The sequence below is a fragment of the uncultured Finegoldia sp. genome (genome assembly GCF_947252345.1).
In the GTDB taxonomy this organism is placed as follows: Bacteria; Bacillota; Clostridia; order Tissierellales; family Peptoniphilaceae; genus Finegoldia.
This window is the reverse complement of the sequence record NZ_CAMXVC010000027.1, coordinates 1-24,855: the sequence shown is the minus strand read 5'-3', so window position 1 is coordinate 24,855 and position 24,855 is coordinate 1. Positions and strand designations below refer to the sequence as shown.

The following is a 24,855-nucleotide window of genomic DNA, read 5'->3' as shown; positions in this document are numbered from 1 at the left end:
AAAATAGTGCAAGATAGGAATTACTTCCTTTCTTACACTATTTATGGTACTAAAATGAGCGATATTAAAAATACCACTCATTGAAAATTAATTTGTCTTATTCAAAAGTCTGTCTTTTAATTCTTTTTCCATTGCCATAAGTTCTTTCTTTGCTTTAACTCTATTTTCGTGACCTTCTAATTGAATATTGCGAACCTCATCTAGTGCACTGATTAGTTGTTCGTTAGTGTGTTTTATCGTTTCGACATCAATAATTCCTCTCTCGGTTGCTTTAGCTGTTTCGATAGCACTCATTTTCAACGTATCAGCGTTTTTACGCAACAAATCATTGGTCAAATCAGTAACCATCTTTTGAGCTTCAATAGCCTGAGAATTGTGATAAACACCTAATGACAAAACCATTTGGTTTTTCCAGATAGGAATTGTATTCACGATTGTAGACTGGATTTTTTCAACCATTACAGCATTTGATGATTGAACCATTCTTATTTGCGGAGCCATTTGCAAGCTGACAATTCTTGTAAGTTCTAAATCGTGCAATTTCTTTTCGAATCTCGTCGCCAAGTCTCTCAAATCATTTGCCTTTTGTGCTGTTATAGAATTTGGGGAAGTTTCCGCTTCTTTAAGCATATTGGGAAGTTCTTCGTTTTTAACTTGATCTAATTTTTTTTGACCAGCTAAAATATACATAGATAATTCCTTGTAGTACTGCTCGTTTAACTTATACATTTGGTCCAACAGAGAAATATCTTTCATCAAAGTAATCTGATGATTTTCCAAAATTTTTGAAATCTCATCTACATTTTTTTCCACCTTATCATATTTTGTTCTAAGAGCTGTAATTTTATTGGCGCTTTTTTTAAAAAATGCAAAAACACCCTTGTCCTCAGTTTCATCAAATGATTTTAATTGCGTCACTACTGAAGATAATAAATTTCCAACCTCTCCCAAGTCTTTTGTCTTGACGCTGTTCAAAGTTTTTTCTGAAAAACTAGCTATCTTCTTTTGAGCACCGACTCCGTATTGCAACACGATATTTGAATTGGACAAATCGATTTGTTTGACAAACTCATCAACGGTTTTTTGTTCTTCGGGAGTGAGTTTGACTTTTTGCTCAATTTCAGGATAAAAAATCTCGTTTTGTTCCAAATCGTCAATTTTAGGTTCTTCAACGTCTAATGTTAATTTTATTGGATTATCTTCCATTAATTATTTCCTTTCTTAAACATAGTATTTTTTTCTATCAATCCATCTTGAGATAGAAGAGTGTTCATAACCTCAATTTCAGAATTTATATTTAAAATATCATCACTGTACAAATCGGTCAACAATTTTGCAAAAGCTTCGTTTATATTTTCTATTGCATTTTTAATATCCTCTTGTGATTTCTCTACACTTAGAATGTCATTTTTTTCATTTTCAAACTGAATGTAATTTTTAACCAAATTGATGGCGGTTGGCGTATAATAGTCTACAAATTTATTGAGTCCATTGACATCGGAGCCATCTTTTTGGATTTGATGATTGATAGATACCAATAAATCCTTTAATTTTACAACATCATTTTTAAAATCGTAATCGTGAATTGATTCTATCAGTTGTTCAGTCATTGTAATGTAATTTGTAATATCACGATTGGATTCTAGCTCTTTTTTATCTTCTTGCTCAATTTTTGTTTCGTTTAAACAATGAGCCTTATAGGCGTCATAGCTAGTTCTGTCTAACAAAAATAAGTTTCCGTTTTCTACAATGCGAGCTTGTGGGAAATATCTTTTGTTGATGAAATAAATTAGTTCTTTACTACATTTTTCCACAGGAAGATTAACAGCTGATGCAAAATCCTCTACGCTCAAAATCTTATTGTCTCCAATTTCTGTTTTGTATCTCAAAAATCGTTGTAATTTTGACGCGTGTATATGCGACAAAAATCCTACAAAACCAAATCCTAAACCGAACATTATTCCAGAAAACAAATCAGCTAAGCTCTGGTTCAGTGATACGATTGAACCAAATAACATCACGGCACAAATAAAATAACATATATTTCTTAATGCAAAGTAATTTTTTGGATTTATCTTTTTTTGAGTAACAAGTTGGGGGTCTTTGTTCGCTATATAATTAGGTTTTTGTTTTGGCTTCAAATTAAATGTGTTCATGACGACATTTAGTCCGCTTTTTGATAAATCTAAAGCCATATCAATGGATTTTTCGATAATTTCACCAACTTTTGAAAAATCATTATTGCTTATAGCGTTGTCAATATATTCTTCTAGTTTATTTTTTTTCATTTCACACCTACCTATTACTATTGTATCATATATAGTAGTGAAAATATAGAAACTTAAATTTATTTGAAAAATTTTTAATCTATTCTGATACTTTTAAATATTTTAAATTCAGTTTATAATAGTAATAGATTTTTAATTTATAGGAGGATTTATGGAAGAAATAAGTGCAGGTGGGGTTGTTATCAATAATGGTAATGTTGCTGTACTTAAAAAGTTCCGTGGTGAATGGGTTCTTCCTAAAGGTAGGGTAGAGAAAGGAGAAAGTTTAGAACAAACTGCAATTAGAGAAGTTTTTGAAGAATCAGGACTTAAAGCCGAGATAGTAAGATATATTGGTTATGTAAAATACAAGTACAGACATTTAGATGGCACAAAAGTTCTAAAAACAGTTCACTATTTTTATATGGTAACGAAAGATAGTAATATTATCCCACAAAGAGAAGAAGGCTTTGCAGAAGGAGATTTTATGCACCCTGACAAAGCATTGAGATATGTCCGTCACAGTGCGGAAAAAAATATGATTAAAACAGCAAAATCATTTATAAAAAAAAGGTAACGATATGAGCTTTTCATCTGATATTAAAACAGAAATTATAGCTAATCTGGATGATTATGATATTTTGGCAATGTTATCAGCTTTCACGAAAACTATTGGAACTTTGAATTTCAATATTAATGGCGTAAAAGTTACTTTAAAAACCGAAAGCAATCCAATTGCGAGATTGATTTTTTCGAATATCAAAAAATTATACGCCTATGATTGTGACATTAAAGTGCGACACAACAATAATTTAAGGAAAAAAAATATCTACGAGGTTATTATTGGAGAAGATGTTGCTAGCAGATTTTGCCAAGACACGCGCACATCGACAAATCCGTTTGACTTTGATAATGGAATTTTTGAAGACCTGATAAATACTGATTCCAAGAAGATAAGTTTCTTACAAGGAGCTTTTCTTGGAACTGGATTTTGTTATGACCCATCAAGTATGTATCATTTGGAAATAATATTCAAAAAAGAAAATGTGAGCAATCAAGTTAAAGATATTTTGCAATTGTTCCAGATAAAATCTTCGATTTTTGAAAGAAATGAAAATTACGTACTGTATATGAAAGAAGCAGAGACTATTTCTGATTTTTTGAGTTTAATTAAAGCTTATAATAGCGTATTGAAATTTGAAAATATTAGAGCTTTTAAGGACATTAAAAATAATGTAAATAGAAGATTTAATTTTGAAACAGCAAATCTAAATAAAACAATAGATGCCTCATTGAAACAAAAGATTATAATTGAAAAAATTGAAAAAACAATAGGGCTTGAATCATTAGATCCAGCCTTGTTGGAATTAGCATATGCTAGAATAGAAAATCCAGACATTTCGCTTAAACAGTTGGGCGAAATGATGAATCCCAAGATTTCTAAATCTGGAGTTAGTTATAGACTGAATAAATTAAAAAAAATTGCTGATGAGTTATAGCTGTCAGCAATTTTTCTTTTAAATTTTTCTCTGGTATTATAAAATATATATAGCTAAAGGAGATTAATATGATAGACACATTCACTCATTTGCATGTCCACACAGAATACAGCTTACTTGATGGATTTTGTCCTATCGAAAAATTATTGGACAAAGTTGAACAATTAAATATGAAAGCCATCGCCATTACAGACCACGGCAGTATGTTTGGGACTGTTAAATTTTACAAAGAATGCAAAAAAAGAAATATTAAGCCCATTATTGGCTGCGAAATTTACACAACAAATAAAGACCATAAAATTAAAAATCCTGAAAACAGATTTTACAATCATTTAGTTCTTTTAGCAAAAAATCAAAAAGGTTATTCAAATTTGATGAAAATCGTCTCTCTTGGATATGTAGAAGGATTCTACTACAAACCGAGAGTTGACAAAAACACATTAAAAAAATATTCAGAAGGAATAATTGCACTATCTGCTTGTTTGAAGGGAGAAGTTCAAGAGTCTCTTATAAGATATGGGTATAATAAAGCTTGTGATGTTGCCAGAGAGTTAAAAAAAATTTTCGGCGATGATTTTTACTTAGAATTGCAGAACCATTCTTCAAGAGATGATGCGGTTGTTATGGAAAATATTCCTAAAATTGCAAAAGAACTCGATATTGGATTAGTATGTACGAATGATGTTCACTATATAGAAAAAGACGATTACAAAATTCACAATATATTAATTTGCCTTCAGACAGGAAAAACTATCGAAGAAGAAAATAAGATGAGTTATATTCCCGGCGAGTTTTTCCTTAGAAGTGAAGAACAAATGAGAGATTTGTTCAAAGATTATCCAGATGCTATTGAAAATACAAAGAAAATCGCAGATATGTGCAATGTAGAACTTGAATTTGGTAATCTTCATCTTCCGTATTTTTCCATTCCAGATGGATACACTAATAAAAGCTATCTAAAAAAACTTGTCTTCGATGGATTAGAAAAAAGATTTGCAAATGATGAAAGATTAGATGAAGCTAAAAAAAGATGCGAATATGAGCTTTCTGTAATCGAAAAAATGGGTTATGTCGATTATTTTCTAATAGTTTGGGATTTTATTAGATTTGCAAAATCACAAGACATTCCCGTTGGGCCTGGACGTGGTTCTGCAGCGGGAAGCATAATAAGTTATTGCTTAGAAATTACAGATATAAATCCATTGGATTATGATTTGATTTTTGAAAGATTTTTGAATCCGGAACGTGTTTCAATGCCAGATATCGACATCGATTTTTGTTACGAAAGAAGAGAAGAAGTTATAGATTATGTAGTCAGAAAATATGGAGTCGATAAAGTTGCACAGATTGTGACTTTTGGAACTATGGCTGCTAGAAATGCAATCAGAGATGTTGGTAGAGTTTTGGCTATGGATTTTAAAATGGTCGATGACACTGCAAAAAAAGTTCCAAATTTGTTGAACATAAATATTGAAAAATCATTGGAAATTTCTCCGGAATTTAGAAAAGCATACGAAAGTGATAAAACTGTTAAAAAATTAGTTGATGTAGCTAGAAGAGTGGAAGGAATGCCACGACACACATCTACGCATGCCGCTGGAGTCGTTATCTCAAAGCTTCCGATAATGGAGTATGTTCCGCTAGCATTAAACAAAGATGCAGTAATCACTCAATTCAATATGACTGAATTGGAAGAGCTCGGTCTATTGAAGATGGATTTTTTGGGTCTAAGAACATTAACTGTAATTAGCGATTGCATAAAATTCATCAAGAAAAACAAAAACATCATAGTTACATACGATGAGATGAATGAAAATGACCCGAAAGTTTTGTCGATGTTTACTGTGGCACAGACACTTGGAATATTCCAGTTTGAATCTCAAGGAATGAGAAACTTTCTAAAAGAATTGAAGCCTAACAAGTTTGACGATTTAATCGCAGCTAATGCTTTATTCAGACCAGGACCAATGAATGAAATACCAACATATATTCACAACAAGCACAATGAAAAAGACGTAGAATATTTGTCACCGTTATTAGAGGATATTTTGAAGCCAACATATGGAACGATAGTCTACCAAGAACAAGTAATGCAAATTGTCCAGAAAATTGCAGGGTTTAGCCTTGGAGAAGCCGACAATCTTAGACGTGCTATGAGCAAAAAAAAGATGAAGGTAATGGAAGATGGTAGAAAAGAATTTATATTTGGAAAGACAAATGACGATGGAGAAATACTAATTGAAGGTGCAATTAGAAGAGGAGTCGAAGAGGATGTAGCGAATAAAATCTATGACTTAATGATAGATTTTGCGAAATACGCATTTAACAAATCGCACTCAGCAGCGTATTCATTAGTCGCCATGAGGACAGCGTGGTTAAAATACTACTATCCAGTGGAATTTTTGGCAGCTCTTATATCTTCTGTTATGGGTAACACTTCTCAAATTTCACTGTATATCGAAGAAGCGAGAAGATTGAACATTGAGATATTAAAACCTGACATAAATTACAGCTTGGATAAGTTTGATGTCAAAGACAACTCCATAATATACGGATTAAAAGCAATAAAAAATGTCGGCTCTAATCTGATCGAACAAACAATAATTTCCCGAAATGAAAATGGTAAATTCAAAAGTTTCAGAGATTTTATAGAACGAATTTACGAAAAAGACAAATCAGCTATCAATAAAAGGTCAATAGAGTCTTTGATAAAAGCGGGAGCATTTAGCTCACTCGGTCAGACAAGAAAATCGTTGATGTTACAATATCAGACAATAATAGATTCGGTGCAATCTGGGCTAAAAAACAATGTTCCAGGTCAATCGAACTTGTTTGATATGTTTGAAGAAAAATCGGATACGGACAATTCACAAGATGATTTTATTACAAGTGAAGAATTTGAAAAAAGTGAATTGTTAAGAATGGAAAAGGAAGTTCTTGGAATATATTTAACAGATCATCCTTTGAGGTCGTATTCAAAAATAATTCAGAAATATTCTAATTTCTCAACTAGCGATTTAGACGATGAAATCTACAACGAAAAAAACTTTGACGGAAAGAAAGTCTGTGTTGTAGGAATTATTGAATCAATAAATAAAAAATTTACAAAAAACCAAAAAATTATGGAATTTGTTAAGTTCGAAGATTTGTATGGTGTGATGGAACTTATTGTTTTTCCACAAAAATACGAAATGTATTCAAATATCTTAAAAGAAGATGAGATTTTGATAGTTTCTGGGAGATTAAATATCATTGAAGGTGAAGAACCGAAAATATTGGTCGATAAGATTGATAGCATTGAATCTAAAACATCCGCAAAATTTAACGAAAGTTCAGAGAAAAAATTATTCATCAGAATAACCAAAAGTATGCCAAGTTATATGTGGGACAAAATAAAGCCAATTCTCTTGGAAAGTCCCGGAAATATTGAGTCAAATATATATTTTGAAGAAAAAAAACAAAACTATCTACTTGGCAATGAGTTCAGAATTTCTACGACAGACAAGACCATTGATGAGCTAGTGGAATTGTTGGGAAAAGAGAATGTAGTGTTAAAATAGAGGTAAATTATGAAAACAATAGCAATACTGACAAGTGGTGGAGATGCGCCGGGAATGAATGCGTGCATTAGAGCGATTGCCAGAACGTGTATTTACAATGGAATAAGAGTTATGGGAATAAGGTCTGGATATGATGGTCTTATGAACGGCAATATTTATGAAATGAATGTATCATCGGTTGCTGATATAATACACAGAGGTGGAACAATATTAGGCTCCGCTAGATGTTTGGAATTTAAAACAGAAGAAGGACAGAAAAAAGGCGCTCAAATTTTAAAAGATTTTGGCATTGACGGGTTAGTTGTTCTCGGAGGAGATGGCTCATTCAAAGGAGCGAGTGCTTTGAGCAAAATTGGAATATCCACAATAGCAATTCCATGCACAATTGATAATGATATGGGATACACAGACTACACGATTGGTTTTTTCACAGCAGTAGAAACGGTTAGCGATGCTATTTCAAAATTAAGGGATACATCTTCCAGCCACGGCAGGGCAAATATTATCGAAGTAATGGGAAGAAATTGCGGCGACATAGCCTTGTACTCTGGAGTTGCATCGGGAGCTGAATCGATATTAGTTCCGGAAGTCGATTTAAATATTGACGAAGTAACAGAAAAAATCGAACGTGGTAGAAAAAGAGGCAAACTTCATCATTTGATTATGCTCGCTGAAGGAGTCGGGGGCGCATATGACATCAAAAATATGATTGAAGAAAAAACAGGAGTAGAAACAAAAGTTACGATACTTGGACACGTCCAACGTGGAGGAACACCGTGCACATTTGACCGATTGATGGCAACACAAATGGGAAATTTAGCCGTAAAATTAATAATGGAAGACAAAAGCGATTTGGCAATTGCTATGAAAGATAATAAAATCATAACTGTTCCAATAGAACAAGCAGTTACGATAAAAAGAAAATTTAGAGAAGATTTATATAAAATGTCGAAAGAAATTTCGATATAGTTAGGAGTTATTATGTTAAAAAAGACAAAAATAGTATGTACAATTGGACCAGCATCAGATTCTGTAGAGACTTTAAAAACATTGATGCTAAATGGAATGAATGTTTGTAGATTGAACTTCTCACACGGAAGTCACGAAGAACATTTGAAAAGAATACAAAACATTAAACAAGCAAGAGAAGAATTGGATTTACCAATAGCGATTATGTTGGACACAAAAGGTCCAGAAATCAGACTTGGAGATTTCGAAGTTGATGAGGTTAAGCTTTCTATTGGTGATGAATTTACACTTACAACCAGAGATGTAGTTGGGAACAAAAATATTTGCTCAGTAAGTTATAAAGGGCTTTCTGACGATTTGGAAGTTGGAAAAAAAGTTTTGATTGACGATGGACTTGTTGAACTTGAAGTTTTGGAGATAAAAAACACAGACGTGATTTGCAGGGTAAATAATTACGGAGTATTGAAAAGTAAAAAAGGAGTAAATATACCAAACACAAAAGTCAACCTTCCAGCTATAACAGACAAAGATATTTCTGATATAAAATTTGGAATTGAAAATGGCATAGATTATATCGCGGCTTCTTTCATCAGAAAATCACAAGACGTTTTGGATATTAGAAAAATTTTAGAAGAAAATAATGGAAATAAAATTAAAATTATTTCTAAAATTGAGTCACAAGAAGGTGTGGACAACTTAGATGAAATTATCAACACATCTGATGGAATAATGGTAGCAAGAGGGGATTTGGGAGTAGAAATCCAAACAGAAATTATGCCGATTGTCCAAAAAGAAATAATTAAAAAGACAGCACTCGCTGGAAAACCAGTAATAACTGCAACTCAAATGCTAGATTCTATGATTAGAAATCCTAGACCTACAAGAGCGGAAGTAACTGATGTTGCTAATGCTATTTTGGATGGAAGTGATGCAGTTATGCTTTCGGGAGAAACAGCAGCTGGAAGTTATCCGGTGAATGCGGTTAAAGTTATGAATGATATCGCAATCAACACAGAAAATTCGGATGAATTTAAAGAATCTGCAAATAAAAGATTAAAATGGCTTGACATCACTACAACTAATGCAATAAGCATCGCTACGAGAAGCATAAGCGAACAACTAGGTGCAAATGCCATCGTGGTTGCCACAACCTCCGGCTCCACAGCCAGAAATGTATCAAAATATCGCCCATTGTCTCCGATAGTTGCGGCTACAACATCAAAAGAAGTTATGAGAAAACTATCATTGATTTGGGGCGTTCATCCAGTTTTAAGTGAATTGAGCGAAAACACTGATGAAGTAATAGACAGATCAATCTCTGCTGGAATAAAAAAAGATTTAGTTCACGAAGGAGATTTGATTATAATTACAGCGGGACTTCCAGTTGGAATTTCTGGCACGACTAATTTGCTAAAAGTTCACACAATAGGAGATATTTTGATAGAAGGAACAGGAATTGGAAAGAAATCTGTAACTGTCAAAGCAAAAATAGCAAAAAATACTCAGGACTTAGCTTCGAGTTTTGAAGAGGGAAATGCCCTTGTGTTGTACAGCTTGGAAAGAGAATTTGTTCCTTATGTCCAAAAAGCTTCCGCAATCATTCTCGAAGAAGGCGGACTTACATCTCCTGGTGCAATAGTTGGACTTCATTTGGGAATACCAACTATTGTTGGTTGTAAAGATGCTATGAAGATAATCAAAGATGAAGAAATTTTGACAATTGACCCAATCGCTGGATTGGTTTATCGAGGAGCGGCAAAGATTTTATAATAATTATATGATATAATAAACTAAGAGGTAGAAAATGAAAGCTGTAATTTTTGATATGGATGGTGTAATTATTGACAGCGAAGTAGTTTATATTGATTTTTTCAGAAAGCTATTTGATGAATATGACATTCAAGTATCACAGAAAGAATTGAACGCACTTGCAGGTTTAAGTCAACAAAAAACAGATGAATTTTTAGAAGAGAAAATGCACAAAAAAACGGATGAGATTTATCCGTTAATCACTAACTATATAGATGGTGGAAAAATAAATTACAGTTCTTTAGTAATGGATGGATTTTATCCATTACTAAAAGAACTGAAAAGAAAACATTTTAAGCTTGCATTAGCATCATCTTCAAATAAAAAAACGATTATTCAAGTTTTGAATGATTTGAACATTAAAGATGATTTTGATGTCATTGTGAGTGGAGAAGATTTTTTGGAGTCAAAACCTAATCCTGAAATTTACATCCAAACCTTAAAAAAACTAAATGTTGACAAAAAAGACGCTGTGGCAATAGAAGATTCTGATTATGGGATTATTTCAGCCAAAAATGCTGGGCTTACTGTGATTGCTAGAAAAGAAACTAGATTTGATTTCAAACAAGACAAGGCAGATTTCATTGTGGATAATTTGCAGGATATCAAATTGATACTAGAAAAGTTTGAAAAAGAAAAAAATGGAATCTTTAAAATTCGAAGAAAATCCAAAGAATTTATAAAAGCTTTGTTTTTTATAAACAAAGAACTTTTCAACGAAAATTTAGAAGATTTAGACATATATTGTCTTTATAAAAATAATGAAATGAAATCATCAATAATTATAAAAAATGGAAAAATATTGGATAAAAAGCTGGAATCTGATTTAGATTATGATAAAATATTATATGAAATAAAAAACAAGGATATAGATGAGATTAGATAAATTTTTAAAAAATTCAAGAATAATAAAACGTAGAACGGTTGCAAAAACAGCTTGTGAATCACAAAGAGTTAAAATAAATGACAAGACTGCAAAACCGGGAGACAATGTAAAAGTAGGAGATATCATCGAGATAAACTTTGCACAATCAAATTTGAGAGTAAAAGTAGCGCAATTAATTGACAATCCAAAAAAAGATGATGCAGATAAAATGTTCGAAACATTAGGAGAATAAAATGAGTACTAGGAATAATCAGGTGAGAAAAAGAAGAGAAAATGTCAATAAATTCAGAATTTTTGTTTCTCTATTGACAGTTCTCGCTTGCTTGACTTTGTGTTTTACAATTTTTAAACAACAAATTCAAATTAAAAATTTAAATAGTATAAAGATTGAACAGCAAAACAAAAAAGCACAATTGGACCAGGAAATACAAAAATTATCTGAAGATTCCAAACATTTGGATAATCCTAAGCTTATAGAAAAGTATGCTAGAGAAAAACTCGGTATGGTAAAACCAGATGAGGTTTTGGTAAAAGATGAAAATGAAAAACCATCCAAAAATGAAAACTATACTCCATCGCCAACTTTTGAGAACAAGTCAAATAAATAATTATTGACAGCGTTTTTTTAGTGGTATATACTTGTAATAGTATATTATTAGGAGGAAGATATTGCATATGTCTATATCAGTGGGCGATATTGTAGAAGGAAAAGTAACTGGGATTACAAAATTTGGAGCATTTGTAGAATGCGAAGATGGAAGCAAAGGATTAGTGCATATTTCACAAATTTCTAACGATTATATAGAAAAAGTTGAAGATGCTTTAAAAGTTAATGATGAAGTAAAATGCAAAGTAATGAGCATTGAAGATAATAAGATTAGCTTCTCGATTAAAGAATGTCTTCCTAAAAAAGAATACAAAAAAGAACACAAAAAAGAACACAAAAAAGATTTTTCAAAGAAAACTTTATCAGAAAATTCTGAAGTTAAAAAGTCTAGCAAAGAATCGAGCTTTGATGATTTGATAACAAAATTTATGAAAGATAGCAATGAAAGATTGGATTCTATAAGACAAAGAGAGAATAAGAAGTTTTCGAAGAAAAAAAAGTATAATTAGGAGAATGCCGCAGCTGTATGCGGCTTTTTTATTAGTATGAATTTGATAGAGAAAGTCAAAGCGACAATTTTAAGGGAAAATTTAATACAAAAAAATGACAAGATTTTAATCGGTTTGTCTGGAGGGGCAGATTCTGTTTTTTTATTTAACATACTAAATACTCTAAAGGATGACCTACAGTTTGATATTGCAACTTGCCATATAAACCATTCTTACAGAAGTGAAAGCTATTTAGATGAAGAATTTTCAAGAAGGATTTCAGAAGATAAAAATGTGAAATTTTTTCTCGAAAGAGTGGATATGAAGAAATATTCAATAGACAATTCGATAAGTTTAGAGGATAGCGGCAGGATTTTGAGATATAGATGTTTCAATGAAATTTTAAAAAATGAAAATTTTGACAAAATTGCAGTTGCCCATCATATGGACGATCAAGTTGAGACTTTTTTCTTGCATTTATTCAGAGGAAGTGGGATTGACGGGCTTACAGGAATAAAATATAAAAACAAAAATATTATTAGACCTTTGTTAGATATTACGAAAAAAGAAATAGTGGATTATCTTTGCAAAGAAAAGATAGAATATGTGACTGATAAGACAAATTTTATTCCAGATGTTTTACGAAATAAAATCAGACTTGAATTACTGCCTTATGTACAGAAAAATTTTAATAAATCTATTACCCAATCTATAAATCGAACTATGATTATTCTCAGAGATTCTGATGAAATAATCGAAGATGTCACTAATAAAATGTACGCTAGCTTGGTAAAAAAAGAAAGGGATACACATTTTATTGACGTTAAAAACTTTAAAAATCAAAAGCTGTCTGTTCAAAGAAATGTGATAAGACAATTGCTGATAAGATTATATGATTCTAACAAAGATATACGAATGAGTTATATAGATGATATAATTAATTTATTCGATTTAAAAAATGGCAGCAAATATTTATTTAAAGACTACAGTTTTTTTAAAAGTTATGATAAAGTTATTATTAGAGAAAATTTGAGATATAAAAATTTAAAACCATTAAATTTTGTTCTCGGTACGATGAGATTTGGGGATTTTACTATAAAAAGCTATATTACAGATAGTAAAAACATCAAGCCAAACAAAAACAGGATGATTTTCGATACAAAAATCATATCTAAAAATCTTGTAATAAGGCCTAGGAAAAATGGAGATAAAATTAAACTCAAAGGATTTTCAAAAAAAATAAAGGATATATTTATCGACGAAAAGATAGAAAAATCTTTGCGAGATTTTTATCCTATACTAAGTGATGAATCAGAAATTTATGCTATTTTGTCTGTTAAAAGGTCGAATTTATTTATGAAAAATTCTGATACCAAAGAAGTTTTAATTATTGAGGTGGAGTATGAAAAGTAATTTAAGTGATGTAATTGAGAAGGTTCTTATCAAAAAAGAAGATATTGACAAAAGAATTAATGAATTGGCACAAAAAATCACTGAGGATTATAAGGACAAAGGTGAATTAGTTGTTGTTGGAATTTTAAGAGGAGCATCTATGTTTATGAGTAATTTGGCACTAAATATAGACAGAGAAGTTGGGATAGATTTTATGGCTGTGTCGAGTTATGGAAAATCATCTGAGTCATCAGGTACGGTTAGAATTATTAAAGACTTAGAAGAAGATATTACAGACAAAAATATTTTGATTTGCGAAGATATTATAGACAGCGGAAGAACATTAGAATATTTGGTTAGAAATTTAAAAGATAGACATGCAAAATCTGTAAAAATAGCATCTCTTTTGGATAAACCAGAAAGAAGAACTAACGAAGTTGACGTTGAGTATGTAGGATTTACTGTGCCAAATGAATTTATTGTAGGATACGGATTGGATTATGCACAGCAATACAGAAATATTGAAGATATCTGCGTTTTGAAAAAATCCGTTTATGAAAAGGAGAATTAATGAAAAAAGTAACTAAAAGCTTGCTAATATACATCATTCCGATTCTTCTAATAGCTTTTTTCGTTACTATGACACAAAACAACAGTTTGAATACTAAGTATTTCACTGTTAACGATATGATTGTAAATGTTAAAAAAGGTAACGTAAAAGAAATAGTAGCAAAGGGAAATGATGTTAAAGGGGTACTAAAAGATAGTAAAAATACACCTTTTAAAATGTACATCCAACCAGATATGTGGAGTGTTCTTTACGACAATTACTTAAAAGATTCGGTTGAAAGCAATAAAATAGTTTTAAAAATGGAAAAAGACCCAGGGAAACCTTGGTATATCGACATTATGCCTACTATTCTGATTTTATTCGGATTGGCTATTTTGTGGTTTATATTTATGAACCAAACTCAAAACTCTGGAAATACAAAAGCTATGAGTTTTGGAAAATCAAAAGCAAAATTAAACAAAGACTCAAAAGAAAAAGTTGTTTTTGCTGACGTAGCTGGATTAAAAGAAGAAAAAGAAGAATTGATGGAAATTGTAGATTTCTTGAAAAATCCTACAAAATATATAAACATAGGCGCTAGAATCCCGAAAGGAGTTTTACTGGTAGGACCTCCAGGGACAGGAAAGACATATTTATCCAGAGCTGTTGCTGGCGAAGCGAAGGTGCCTTTTTTTAGCATATCAGGTTCTGATTTTGTCGAAATGTTTGTAGGAGTTGGTGCTTCCAGAGTTCGTGATTTGTTTGAACAAGCTAAGAAAAATTCTCCCTGCATTATTTTCATCGATGAGATTGATGCAGTTGGAAGAAAAAGAGGAGCTGGTCTAGGTGGTGGTCACGACGAAAGGGAGCAAACATTAAATCAGTTGCTAGTAGAAATGGATGGTTTTGGAAAAAATGAAGGCGTAATCGTAATGAGTGCGACAAACAGACCAGATATTTTGGACAAAGCATTATTAAGACCAGGTAGATTTGACAGAACAATATATGTTGGACTTCCAGACGTTAGAGAAAGACTTGAAATTTTAAAAGTTCACACTAAAAACAAAAAAATAGAAAAAGATGTAGACTTGGAAAACATCGCAAAAACAACTACTGGATTTTCTCCAGCTGATTTGGAAAACTTGTGTAATGAAGCAGCACTTCTCGCTGCAAGAGAAAATAAAGCGGAAATATCCAACGAAGTATTCAAAGAAGCTTCTATAAAAGTGGTAGCTGGTCCTGAAAAAAAATCTCAAGTTGTAATAGAAAAAGAAAGAGTACTGACAGCATACCATGAATCAGGTCATGCAATAGTATCGGGATTTTTGAAAGATAGTGACCAAGTTCATATGATTACAATCATTCCGAGGGGAAGAGCTGGAGGGTTTACAGCTTATTTGCCAAAAGAAGATGCAAAATTTATGACCAAAAACCAAATGCAACACAAACTTATATCACTACTTGGAGGTCGTGCAGCAGAAGAAGTTGTGTTGGACGATATCTCAACTGGAGCTAGCAATGACATTGAACGAGCAACAAAAATTGCACACGCTATGGTTACGAAATACGGTATGAGCAAAAGACTCGGACCAATGATGTACGGTGGAGACGATTCGGAAGTTTTCCTTGGACAAGAATTGGGGAAAAACAAAGCTTATTCTGATAAAATAGCTTATGAAATTGATTCTGAAATGAGAGAATTGATTGACGAAGCTTACACTAAAGCGTTAAATATTTTAAATGAAAATATTGATATGTTGCACGCTTTGGCAAATAGACTTTTGGAAAAAGAGACGATAGGTCAAGCTGAATTTGAAGAAATTTTCGAAAAATACAGGAAATCGGGTATTCACGAACAAGAACCTCAAGAATTAAAAGAAGTTAGAGAAAAAGACAAGGAAATTGAAAATACTATAGACAATCAGGAGTTATAATGAACGCAAAAAATGTAATAAATGTGATGTATATTTTGATATTGCTTTTTGGATTGAAGCAAATGTACAATGTATATATGGTTAAGAAAAATATTGGACGAGTAATAAAAAATTTCAATCAAAGAAAGAGATTATTGATGATTATAGCATCGTATTCCATTGTTGTTTTGGGATTTTTGTATTTGTATCAACAAAAAACATTGTTTCCTTTGATTTATATTTTGTTGGGTGTAATATTCATTTATTTGACATTTGAAAAAATCTCCTTTACTGAAAAAGGAATTTACTTCAACGGTTCTTTGGCAGAATATGAAGACATAAAGCAATGGAAATATTCAAAGGATAAGAAATTTTTGGAACTTACAATGAAAAACGCAAGAGCTACAAATAAACTTATTCCAATCAATCCATCTGACGCCTCAGAGATGCAAATTATAATAAAAAAGAACAAGAAAAAACAATAAAATACTTGACAACAAATCTGTGAATTAATATAATAAAAAAAACACTATTTTTGTTTTTCATAAATTGGCTTTCTTTGAACGCCAATTTTTTTTATTTTAATACATGGAGGTATTATGGATACAAATAAAATTTTCGGAATTGATACTTTTGACAAGAGGCAAATGAAAGATTCTTTGCCATTTCCTATTTATCAAAAATGGAAAAACGCTGTACGAAAAGAAGACCTATTGGATTTGGAAACAGCAGAAATAATCGCTCATGCGATGAAAAAATGGGCAATCGAAAGAGGAGCAACTCATTTTTGTCATTGGTTTCAACCACTAAATGGTTTGACTGCAAAAAAGCACGATTCATTTTTAGATAGAGGAGACGATAACACTCCAATCAACAGATTTTCTGCAAAAGAATTGATAAAAGGAGAACCAGACGCTTCATCATTTCCAACTGGCTCGATAAGGTCAACATTTGAAGCTCGTGGCTATACTTATTGGGATTGCACATCTAATACATTTATTGTGGATAACATCATGTATATTCCATCTGTTTTTGTATCTTATGATGGAACAACTCTTGACAAAAAACTTCCTCTTTTAAGGAGCTTGGACTATTTATCAGATTATGGAACTAAATTATTTAACGAAATTTCTGATGAACATTGCTACAGAATGAAGGTTAAGATTGGTTTGGAACAAGAATTTTTCCTTGTAGATGAGAATATCTATAAACAAAGAATTGATTTGATAAACACAGGAAGAACTCTACTTGGAACGCAAGCTCCAAAATCACAAGAATTAACAGACCATTATTTTGGCTCAATTCCTCAAAGAGTTGAAGCTTTCTACAAAGATATTGATGAAAAATTATTTAGATTGGGAATTTATGCTAAGACAGAACACAATGAAGTTGCACCTAATCAATTTGAAATTGCAATTCTTTTCGAAAATGCAAATATTGCCGTAGATGACAATCATTTGGTAATGGAAATATTAAAAACAACTGCAAGAAAACACCACCTCGTTTGTTTGTTACACGAAAAGCCATTCAAAGGAGTAAATGGTTCTGGTAAGCATAATAATTATTCATTGGTTACAAATTTTGGAAGAAATGTATTTTCACCGGAATCTGATATGGAAAATGATCTCGTGTTTTTAATATTTACGGCTTGTTTAATAGAAGCTGTGGACAATTCACAAGCGCTTTTGAGGGCGGCATCTTCCACTACATCCAATGATTATCGACTTGGAGGAGATGAAGCTCCACCATCAATAATTTCAATGGATTTGGGACAAGATATCGAAGAAACTTTCAATTCATTGATGAACAACGAAGAATTAAATAGAAATTATCCTAAATTCTCTATAAATAGATTTGATTATATTCCACCAAATATGACAGATAGAAATAGAACTAGTCCTTTTGCATTCACAGGAAACAAATTTGAGTTCAGAATGCTTGGCTCGTCAAATTCAGCCAGCGATGTTAACATTGTTTTGAACACAATGTATGCAAATGCAATTAAAAGAGTGTACGAAAAATTCAAATCACAAGATGAAAATATTGAAAAATTTATCAAATCAGAAGTTGTTTATATATTAAACAATCACAAAAAAATACTTTACAGACAAGATAATTATACTGAAGTATGGAGAGAAGAGGCGAAGAAGAGAGGGCTATTGGATTTGGTTCACTATTTTGACTCGTTGTATTCTCTTATCACAGAAGAATCTGTTAGAGGTTTTTGTGGTATACTAAGTGAGGAAGAATTACACGCAATCTACGATGTAGGATTGGAGGATGTGATTTCAACTCATAAAATAGAAGCGAAAACATTGATTTATATGCTAGATAAATTTGTTATAAGTGCGATATCTAAACAAGTAGTTCACAACAGCGAATTGATTGAAAAATGTGGAATAAGTAGTTTGAAGTCAACACAAGAAAAATTGAAGAACGGTTTGAATGAATTAATTGACAATCGTAACTTATTAGAAGAAATGCTTACAGAATCTGATTTTGATTCAAAATACGATAACGCAAAGTATTTTCAATACGAAATCAGTCCAATGATTGAAAAAATAAGAAACATTCACGACGATTTAGAAAAATTTGTATACAAAGAAAATTACAATTTGTGTGATATTCAAGATATATATTCATCATTAATATAGTTATAGGAGGAATAATGAGTAAATTTATTTTTATTACTGGAGGGGTAGTCTCTGGTATTGGTAAAGGCATCAGCGGTGCAAGTATCGGTAGGATGTTAAAAGACAGAGGAATTTCTGTGTTTATGCAAAAATTTGATCCATATTTGAACATAGACCCAGGAACTATGAGTCCCTACCAACACGGCGAAGTTTTTGTTACAAAAGACGGAGCAGAAACTGACCTTGATTTAGGCCATTATGAAAGATTCATTAACGAAGAATTGACACAAAGATCTAACATCACAACCGGAAAAGTTTATAATGATGTTATAAAAAAAGAAAGACGTGGAGACTATAATGGCAAAACTGTACAAGTTATTCCGCATATTACAGATGAAATAAAAAAAGCTGTTTATAAAGCAGCAGAAGAATCACAAGCAGACATAGTCATAACTGAAATAGGCGGTACTGTTGGAGATATTGAATCGCTACCATTCTTGGAAGCAATCAGACAAATTCACGCAGAAAATGAAAAAGAAGACGTGTTGTTCATTCACACAACTTTAGTTCCGACAATTCCTGGCAGTAATGAATTAAAGACAAAACCGACGCAACATTCCTACAAAGAATTGATGAGTCTTGGAATAAAAACCAACGTCATAATTTTGAGAAGTGAAGGAATTGTAACTGATGAATTAAAAGAAAAAATCTCATTATTCTGTGATGTTCCAGTAGATGCTATAATTCAATCATTCAATGTGGATTTTATCTATGAAGTACCATTAAAATTCCAAGAACAAAATTTAGATAAGTACATTATGAGGAAAATGAAACTGAAACCTAAAAAAGATGTCGACGAAAAATGGAGAAAAATGATTGAAAACTATAGAAAAGCAACAGAAATTGTCAACATTGGCTTGGTAGGAAAATACACAGAACTCCACGATGCTTATCTTTCTGTAGAGCAAGCATTAATAGATGCTGGATATGCGAACAATCACAAAGTAAATATCCGCTGGATAAATTCAGAGGAATTGACTAAACAAAACATAAAAGAAAAGTTTGAAGGATTGAACGGAATTATTGTCCCTGGTGGATTTGGTGGACGTGGAATGGAAGGTATGGTAGAAACATCCAAATATTGTCGTGAAAATAATGTGCCTTACTTTGGAATTTGCTTGGGAATGCAAATCGCAGCGATAGATATTGCAAGAAATATTCTTGGATTAGCTGATGCAAATACAGCAGAAGTTGTTGCAGATTGCAAAAATCCTGTTATAAGCTTGATGAAAGACCAACGTGATATTGAAGATATCGGTGGAACATTGAGACTTGGGAATTATGAATGTCATTTGAAAGATAAATCATTGGCAAGACAATTATACTCAGAAGAGTTCATACAAGAAAGACATAGACACAGATATGAGTTTAACAATGATTATAGGAAAGAATTTGAAAATAATGGCATAGTTTTCTCCGGAATTAATGACCAATATAATTTGGTTGAAATGCTTGAAATTCCAGAAAATAAATTTTTCTTAGGTTGTCAATACCATCCAGAATTCAAATCAAGACCTAATAAAATTCACCCATTATTTAATGGATTTATAAAAGCATCTATAGAAAATAAATAGAAGAAGGTGAATAATATTTTACTAGTAATTGATATTGGAAACACTAATATTGTATTGGGAATTTTTAAAGACGATGAATTGATATTTGAATGGAGAATTTCCACAGATTTAAGAAAAACAAGCGATGAATATGCGTTGACACTTAGGCAGGCATTGGAATATTCCAATATCAAAAAATCAGATATAAAAGAAGCTATTATTGGTTCAGTTGTACCTAATTTAATGCCAACTATTCCGAAGGCCATAAAAAAATATTTGGGAATAGAACCGTTAATAGTTACAGAAAAAATAAAAACTGGAATAGTTAATAAGTATGCGAGTCCGAAAGAAGTCGGGGTTGATAGGATTATCAATGCAGTCAGTGCGTGCGAAAAATATAAAACACCAATTATAATTGTAGATATTGGAACGGCCATTACATTTGATTATATAACTGAAAATAGAGAATATCTTGGAGGTGCAATCGCACCTGGAATAGCAATTTCTTCTGAGGCGTTATTTATGAAGACAGCAAAACTACCGAAGATTGAAATTGAAATGCCCGAAAAAATAATTGGAGACAGCACAGTAAGCAGTATGCAATCCGGATTGGTCTATGGATTCATTGGATTAATCGACAACCTAATCGAAAAAATACTAGAAGAAAAAAATAAAACAAAAGATGAAGTTACTATAATTGCAACGGGTGGATTTTCGTATTTGATTGCCAAACAATCTAAGTATATTACAATAATCGACAAGTTGATAACGCTGGATGGACTTAAAATTATTAACGATTTAAATAGAAATGATTAAAAAAAAACTGAATTTGAGCAGTAATTTGTTTTTGGCACCGCTAGCAGGAGTCACAGACATTCCATTTCGAATAATTGCAGGAGAGTTGGGAGCTGGACTATGTTTTACAGAAATGGTCAGTGCCAAAGCACTTTACTATGACGATAAAAAAACAAAAGAATTACTGAAGGTTGATGACCGAGAAAAAAACACATCTGTACAAATATTCGGACATGAGCCCGAGATTGTTGCATACGCCACAAGATTTTTAACTGAAAATTATAATTTTAAAACAATTGATATCAATATGGGTTGTCCTGCTCCGAAAATTTTCAAAAACGGAGACGGGTCTGCCCTTATGGGTGATTTAGAACGAGCAGAAGATGTTATAAAAGCCTGCAAAAACAACACCGATTTGCCGGTATCGGTCAAATTTAGACTTGGAATTGATGAACATTCTATCAATTTTATGAAGTTGGCACAAATTTGTTCGAGATTAAAAGTTGATTATGTAACACTTCACGCAAGAACAAGAAAAATGTTCTACTCTGGTGAAGCTGACTGGTCATATATTAAACAATTGGTGGAAAATATCGACATACCTGTATTTGGAAATGGGGATTGTTTTACAAAAAAAGATATCAGAGAAAAAATGGAATATTCTGGTTGCGATGGAGTTTTGTTGGCAAGAGGAGCTATGCAAAATCCATTTATTTTCAGTGAAAATGAGTTTAAAACAAAACGAGAAGTTATTGATACAATCAAAAAACATATGCAATTGAAGTTAGAATGTTATGAACAAAGACGTGCCGTACTGGAAATGAGAAAGCACATACAGTGGTATTTAAAAGGTTTCAAAAATTCAAATAAAGTAAAAAATAAAATAAATCAGTTAACTGACATTGAAGAAATATATAAAGTATTAGATGAATTTAAAAATGAATAGTTTATATACATTTAATAACTTGACAATTGTGTATGTTGTTATATAATTTTTTAATATATGGTTGAAATAAGGAGAATAAAATATGGGAGAAAAGGAATTTTTATTGACTCAAGAAGGTTTGAACCAACACAAAGAAGAACTTGAGTTTTTAAAGACTACTCGTAGAACAGAAATTGCCGAAAAAATCAAAGTTGCAAGAGGATTTGGCGACCTTTCTGAAAATGCAGAATATGACGAAGCTAAAAACGAGCAAGCACAAGTAGAAGAAAGAATAAATTATCTTGAAAATATGTTATTGTACGCAAAAGTTATCGAAGAAGACGAAGAGAAAAAAGACGTAGTTACAATTGGCTCTACAGTAACATATAAAATTTTAGATACAAATAAAGAAAAGACTTACAAAATAGTAGGAACAGCAGAAGCTGATCCTTTTTCAGGAAGAATATCTAACGAATCTCCAACTGGAAAAGCTCTTTTGAATTTAAAAGTAGGAGATACCACTACTTTTGAGACACCAGGCGGAATAGTAAAAATAATGGTATTGACTGTAAAGAAAGGATAATAATGGAAAACTTAAATGAAATGCTACAAATTCGTAGACAAAAACTTCAAGAATTGCTAGATGCAAATGAAAATCCTTACGTTCATGAAAAATTTGACAACGCAAATAATACTAGACAAATCTTGGAAAACTTTGACGAATTTGACGGAAAATATGTTAAAATGGCAGGCAGAATTATGAGCAAAAGAGGTCATGGTAAAGTTAACTTTATGGATTTGCAAGATTCTGTCGGTAGAATACAATTATTCAATAAAGTAAATGAATTAGGCGATGAAAACTATGCAAAAGTTAAAAATATGGATATTGGAGACATTGTAGGTGTTGAAGGTGAAATATTCAAGACTCAAAGTGGTGAAATATCTATAAGAACAAAATCAGTAGTATTGTTGTCTAAATCATTGCAAATTTTACCTGAAAAATGGCACGGATTAAAAGACCCTGATTTGAGATACAGACAAAGATATGTTGATTTGATTATGAATCCAGAAATCAAAGATACATTTATCAAAAGGTCTAAAATAATATCAGCTATAAGAGAATTTTTGGATACAAGAGGATTTTTAGAAGTTGATACTCCGATATTGAACACAATAGCCGGTGGTGCAAATGCAAGACCATTTACTACTCATCACAATACTTTGGACATTGATATGTATTTGCGTATTGCAAATGAATTATATCTAAAAAGATTAATCGTTGGTGGATTTGACAAAGTATATGAAATGGGAAGAATGTTCAGAAACGAAGGAATGGATCACACACATAATCCAGAATATACGGCAATTGAATTATACCAAGCTTACGCCGATTACAATGATATGATGAATATCACTGAACAATTGGTTGCATTTGTGTGCGAAAAAGTAAATGGCTCAATGAAATCACAATTTGGTGAAACAGAAATAGATTTCACTCCACCTTGGAAAAGAATTACAATGGTTGATGCAATAAAAGAATATGCGGACATTAATTTTGATGAAATTGAAACAGATGAACAAGCTCGTGAAGTTGCAAAGGCAAACAACGTAGAAATCAAAGAAAATATGTCACGTGGTGAAGTAATCAATGAATGCTTCGAGCATTTCTGTGAAGAAAAATTGGTTCAACCAACATTTGTATTGGGTCATCCTGTTGAAGTAAGCCCACTAGCTAAGAGAAATCCCGACGACGAAAGATACACTCATAGATTTGAAGCATTTGTATGCACAAAAGAAATTGCAAATGCGTTTAGCGAATTGAACAATCCAATCGACCAAAAAGAAAGATTTTTGAAGCAAGTTGAAGCTAGAGAAAACGGCGACGATGAAGCACAAATGATGGATTATGATTTCTTGAACGCATTGGAAGTAGGACTTCCTCCAACAGGAGGATTGGGAATCGGTGTCGACAGGCTTATTATGATGTTGACTAACAATGAATCAATCAGAGATATAATGTTGTTCCCAACGATGAAGCCGGTTGGACAAAATGTTTCAAGTAATTCAGAAAACACAAAAGCAAAGAAGCTCGACTTATCGAAAGTTAAAGTTGAGCCACTATTTGAAGATTTTGTAGATTTTGACAAATTCTCAGAATCTGATTTTAGAGTAGTAAAAGTTAAAAAATGCGAAGAAGTGCCAAAATCTAAAAAGCTTTTGAAATTCACTCTAAATGATGGCTCAGGAACAGATAGAATTATTTTATCTGGAATTAAAAACTTCTATTCTGCAGAAGACTTAGTAGGAAAAACTCTACTTGCAATCACGAACTTACCACCAAGAAAGATGATGGGAGAAGATTCTTGTGGAATGCTTTTATCTGCAATCTGTGAATACGAAGGTGAAGAAGTATTGAATTTAATAATGTTGGATGAAAATATACCAGCAGGTTCAAAAATTTATTAAAAGAACACGATAATTATGAAACTGGGGTTTGTTATAAATCCCAGTTTAATTTTTAGGGGTATGTACGAGATGGATAATTAGAATAATTTTATTACCGATAAGATTAGTGTTGAGTTTGCTCATAGCTTTTTTAACCTTCATATTAAGTTTGAGTACTGCGTTGTTAAGCGTAGTTTCTACTTTGATTTTTATAATTGGATTAGCTAGCATATTTCAAGGAGACAAGCAAATTGTAATTGAAGCACTAATATTAGCATTTTTATTTAGTCCATTTGGATTACCTAAATTAGGTATATATGTTATTGGATTATTAGAATTATTAAACTATACAATAAAATCAATTTAAAGAAAAATAAATATTAGATAATCTTAGACGATAGAAATCAATAATTCTGTCGTCTTTTTTATTTCAAAGAAAGGAGGTAGGGATGAATTTTGATTATTTTTATAATAGGCAATCTGAAATGTATAACTTCATTAGGT

22 protein-coding genes are annotated in these 24,855 nt (G+C 31.8%); 20 read left to right on the top strand and 2 right to left on the bottom strand.

Annotated features, from left to right (window positions below):
• Positions 1-87: 87 nt before the first annotated feature.
• Both Q0X02_RS06310 and Q0X02_RS06305 read right to left on the bottom strand, forming a co-directional pair.
• Positions 88-1,206: a toxic anion resistance protein gene (locus Q0X02_RS06310; RefSeq protein ID WP_297813186.1), complete on the bottom strand. Its 1,119-nt coding sequence runs from the start codon at positions 1,204-1,206 to the stop codon at positions 88-90.
• Complete coding sequence (locus Q0X02_RS06305; protein WP_297813184.1) at positions 1,206-2,288, bottom strand: 5-bromo-4-chloroindolyl phosphate hydrolysis family protein; 1,083 nt, start codon at positions 2,286-2,288, stop codon at positions 1,206-1,208. Before Q0X02_RS06305 ends, Q0X02_RS06310 begins: the two co-directional genes overlap by 1 nt.
• A 151-nt stretch (positions 2,289-2,439) precedes the next feature.
• On the opposite strand from Q0X02_RS06305, the gene Q0X02_RS06300 reads away from it, so the two are divergent.
• From Q0X02_RS06300 to Q0X02_RS06205, 20 genes are all read left to right on the top strand, one after another.
• Entirely contained in the window at positions 2,440-2,844 is a 405-nt protein-coding gene (locus tag Q0X02_RS06300; RefSeq protein WP_297813181.1) for an NUDIX hydrolase, read from the top strand.
• Between the two features lie 4 nt (positions 2,845-2,848).
• Positions 2,849-3,766 carry a DNA-binding protein WhiA gene (gene whiA / locus Q0X02_RS06295; protein WP_297813179.1) on the top strand — a complete coding sequence of 306 codons (918 nt, stop codon included), beginning with the start codon at positions 2,849-2,851 and terminating at the stop codon, positions 3,764-3,766.
• Between the two features lie 68 nt (positions 3,767-3,834).
• Complete coding sequence (locus tag Q0X02_RS06290) at positions 3,835-7,326, top strand: DNA polymerase III subunit alpha (protein WP_297813176.1); 3,492 nt, start codon at positions 3,835-3,837, stop codon at positions 7,324-7,326.
• A 9-nt stretch (positions 7,327-7,335) separates the two neighbouring features.
• Entirely contained in the window at positions 7,336-8,295 is a 960-nt protein-coding gene (gene pfkA, locus Q0X02_RS06285; RefSeq protein WP_297813172.1) for a 6-phosphofructokinase, read from the top strand.
• A 12-nt stretch (positions 8,296-8,307) separates the two neighbouring features.
• Positions 8,308-10,065 (top strand): pyruvate kinase, encoded by a 1,758-nt coding sequence (pyk, locus tag Q0X02_RS06280; RefSeq protein ID WP_297813169.1) that lies wholly within the window; start codon positions 8,308-8,310, stop codon positions 10,063-10,065.
• Positions 10,066-10,099: 34 nt separating this feature from the next.
• Positions 10,100-10,990, top strand: coding sequence for an HAD family phosphatase (locus Q0X02_RS06275; protein WP_297813166.1), 891 nt, complete (start codon positions 10,100-10,102; stop codon positions 10,988-10,990).
• Complete coding sequence (locus Q0X02_RS06270) at positions 10,977-11,222, top strand: RNA-binding S4 domain-containing protein (RefSeq protein WP_297813164.1); 246 nt, start codon at positions 10,977-10,979, stop codon at positions 11,220-11,222. Before Q0X02_RS06275 ends, Q0X02_RS06270 begins: the two co-directional genes overlap by 14 nt.
• Before the next feature lies 1 nt (position 11,223).
• Positions 11,224-11,598, top strand: coding sequence for a septum formation initiator family protein (locus tag Q0X02_RS06265; RefSeq protein WP_297813162.1), 375 nt, complete (start codon positions 11,224-11,226; stop codon positions 11,596-11,598).
• Positions 11,599-11,665: 67 nt separating this feature from the next.
• Entirely contained in the window at positions 11,666-12,106 is a 441-nt protein-coding gene (locus Q0X02_RS06260) for a S1 RNA-binding domain-containing protein (protein WP_297813159.1), read from the top strand.
• 36 nt (positions 12,107-12,142) lie between these two features.
• Complete coding sequence (gene tilS, locus Q0X02_RS06255) at positions 12,143-13,498, top strand: tRNA lysidine(34) synthetase TilS (protein WP_297813157.1); 1,356 nt, start codon at positions 12,143-12,145, stop codon at positions 13,496-13,498.
• Complete coding sequence (hpt, locus tag Q0X02_RS06250; RefSeq protein ID WP_297813155.1) at positions 13,488-14,048, top strand: hypoxanthine phosphoribosyltransferase; 561 nt, start codon at positions 13,488-13,490, stop codon at positions 14,046-14,048. The genes tilS and hpt overlap by 11 nt, the downstream gene beginning before the upstream one ends.
• Positions 14,048-15,961 (top strand): ATP-dependent zinc metalloprotease FtsH, encoded by a 1,914-nt coding sequence (gene ftsH / locus Q0X02_RS06245; RefSeq protein ID WP_297813152.1) that lies wholly within the window; start codon positions 14,048-14,050, stop codon positions 15,959-15,961. The genes hpt and ftsH overlap by 1 nt, the downstream gene beginning before the upstream one ends.
• Positions 15,961-16,425, top strand: a complete 465-nt coding sequence (locus Q0X02_RS06240) for a DUF5673 domain-containing protein (protein ID WP_297813149.1) — start codon at positions 15,961-15,963, stop codon at positions 16,423-16,425. Before ftsH ends, Q0X02_RS06240 begins: the two co-directional genes overlap by 1 nt.
• Before the next feature lie 114 nt (positions 16,426-16,539).
• Positions 16,540-18,594, top strand: a complete 2,055-nt coding sequence (locus tag Q0X02_RS06235; RefSeq protein ID WP_297813146.1) for a glutamine synthetase III — start codon at positions 16,540-16,542, stop codon at positions 18,592-18,594.
• Positions 18,595-18,608: 14 nt separating this feature from the next.
• Positions 18,609-20,207: a CTP synthase gene (locus Q0X02_RS06230; RefSeq protein WP_297813143.1), complete on the top strand. Its 1,599-nt coding sequence runs from the start codon at positions 18,609-18,611 to the stop codon at positions 20,205-20,207.
• Between the two features lie 6 nt (positions 20,208-20,213).
• Positions 20,214-21,002, top strand: coding sequence for a type III pantothenate kinase (locus tag Q0X02_RS06225; RefSeq protein WP_297813139.1), 789 nt, complete (start codon positions 20,214-20,216; stop codon positions 21,000-21,002).
• Positions 20,995-21,927 (top strand): tRNA dihydrouridine synthase DusB, encoded by a 933-nt coding sequence (gene dusB / locus Q0X02_RS06220; RefSeq protein ID WP_297813136.1) that lies wholly within the window; start codon positions 20,995-20,997, stop codon positions 21,925-21,927. Before Q0X02_RS06225 ends, dusB begins: the two co-directional genes overlap by 8 nt.
• Positions 21,928-22,009: 82 nt before the next feature.
• A complete protein-coding gene (greA, locus tag Q0X02_RS06215; RefSeq protein ID WP_297813133.1) occupies positions 22,010-22,489 on the top strand; it encodes a transcription elongation factor GreA in 480 nt (159 codons plus the stop codon).
• Positions 22,490-22,491: 2 nt separating this feature from the next.
• Positions 22,492-24,372, top strand: a complete 1,881-nt coding sequence (lysS, locus tag Q0X02_RS06210) for a lysine--tRNA ligase (RefSeq protein ID WP_297813130.1) — start codon at positions 22,492-22,494, stop codon at positions 24,370-24,372.
• A 73-nt stretch (positions 24,373-24,445) separates the two neighbouring features.
• Complete coding sequence (locus tag Q0X02_RS06205; RefSeq protein ID WP_366094140.1) at positions 24,446-24,718, top strand: CD1845 family protein; 273 nt, start codon at positions 24,446-24,448, stop codon at positions 24,716-24,718.
• The last annotated feature ends 137 nt before the right edge of the window (positions 24,719-24,855 follow it).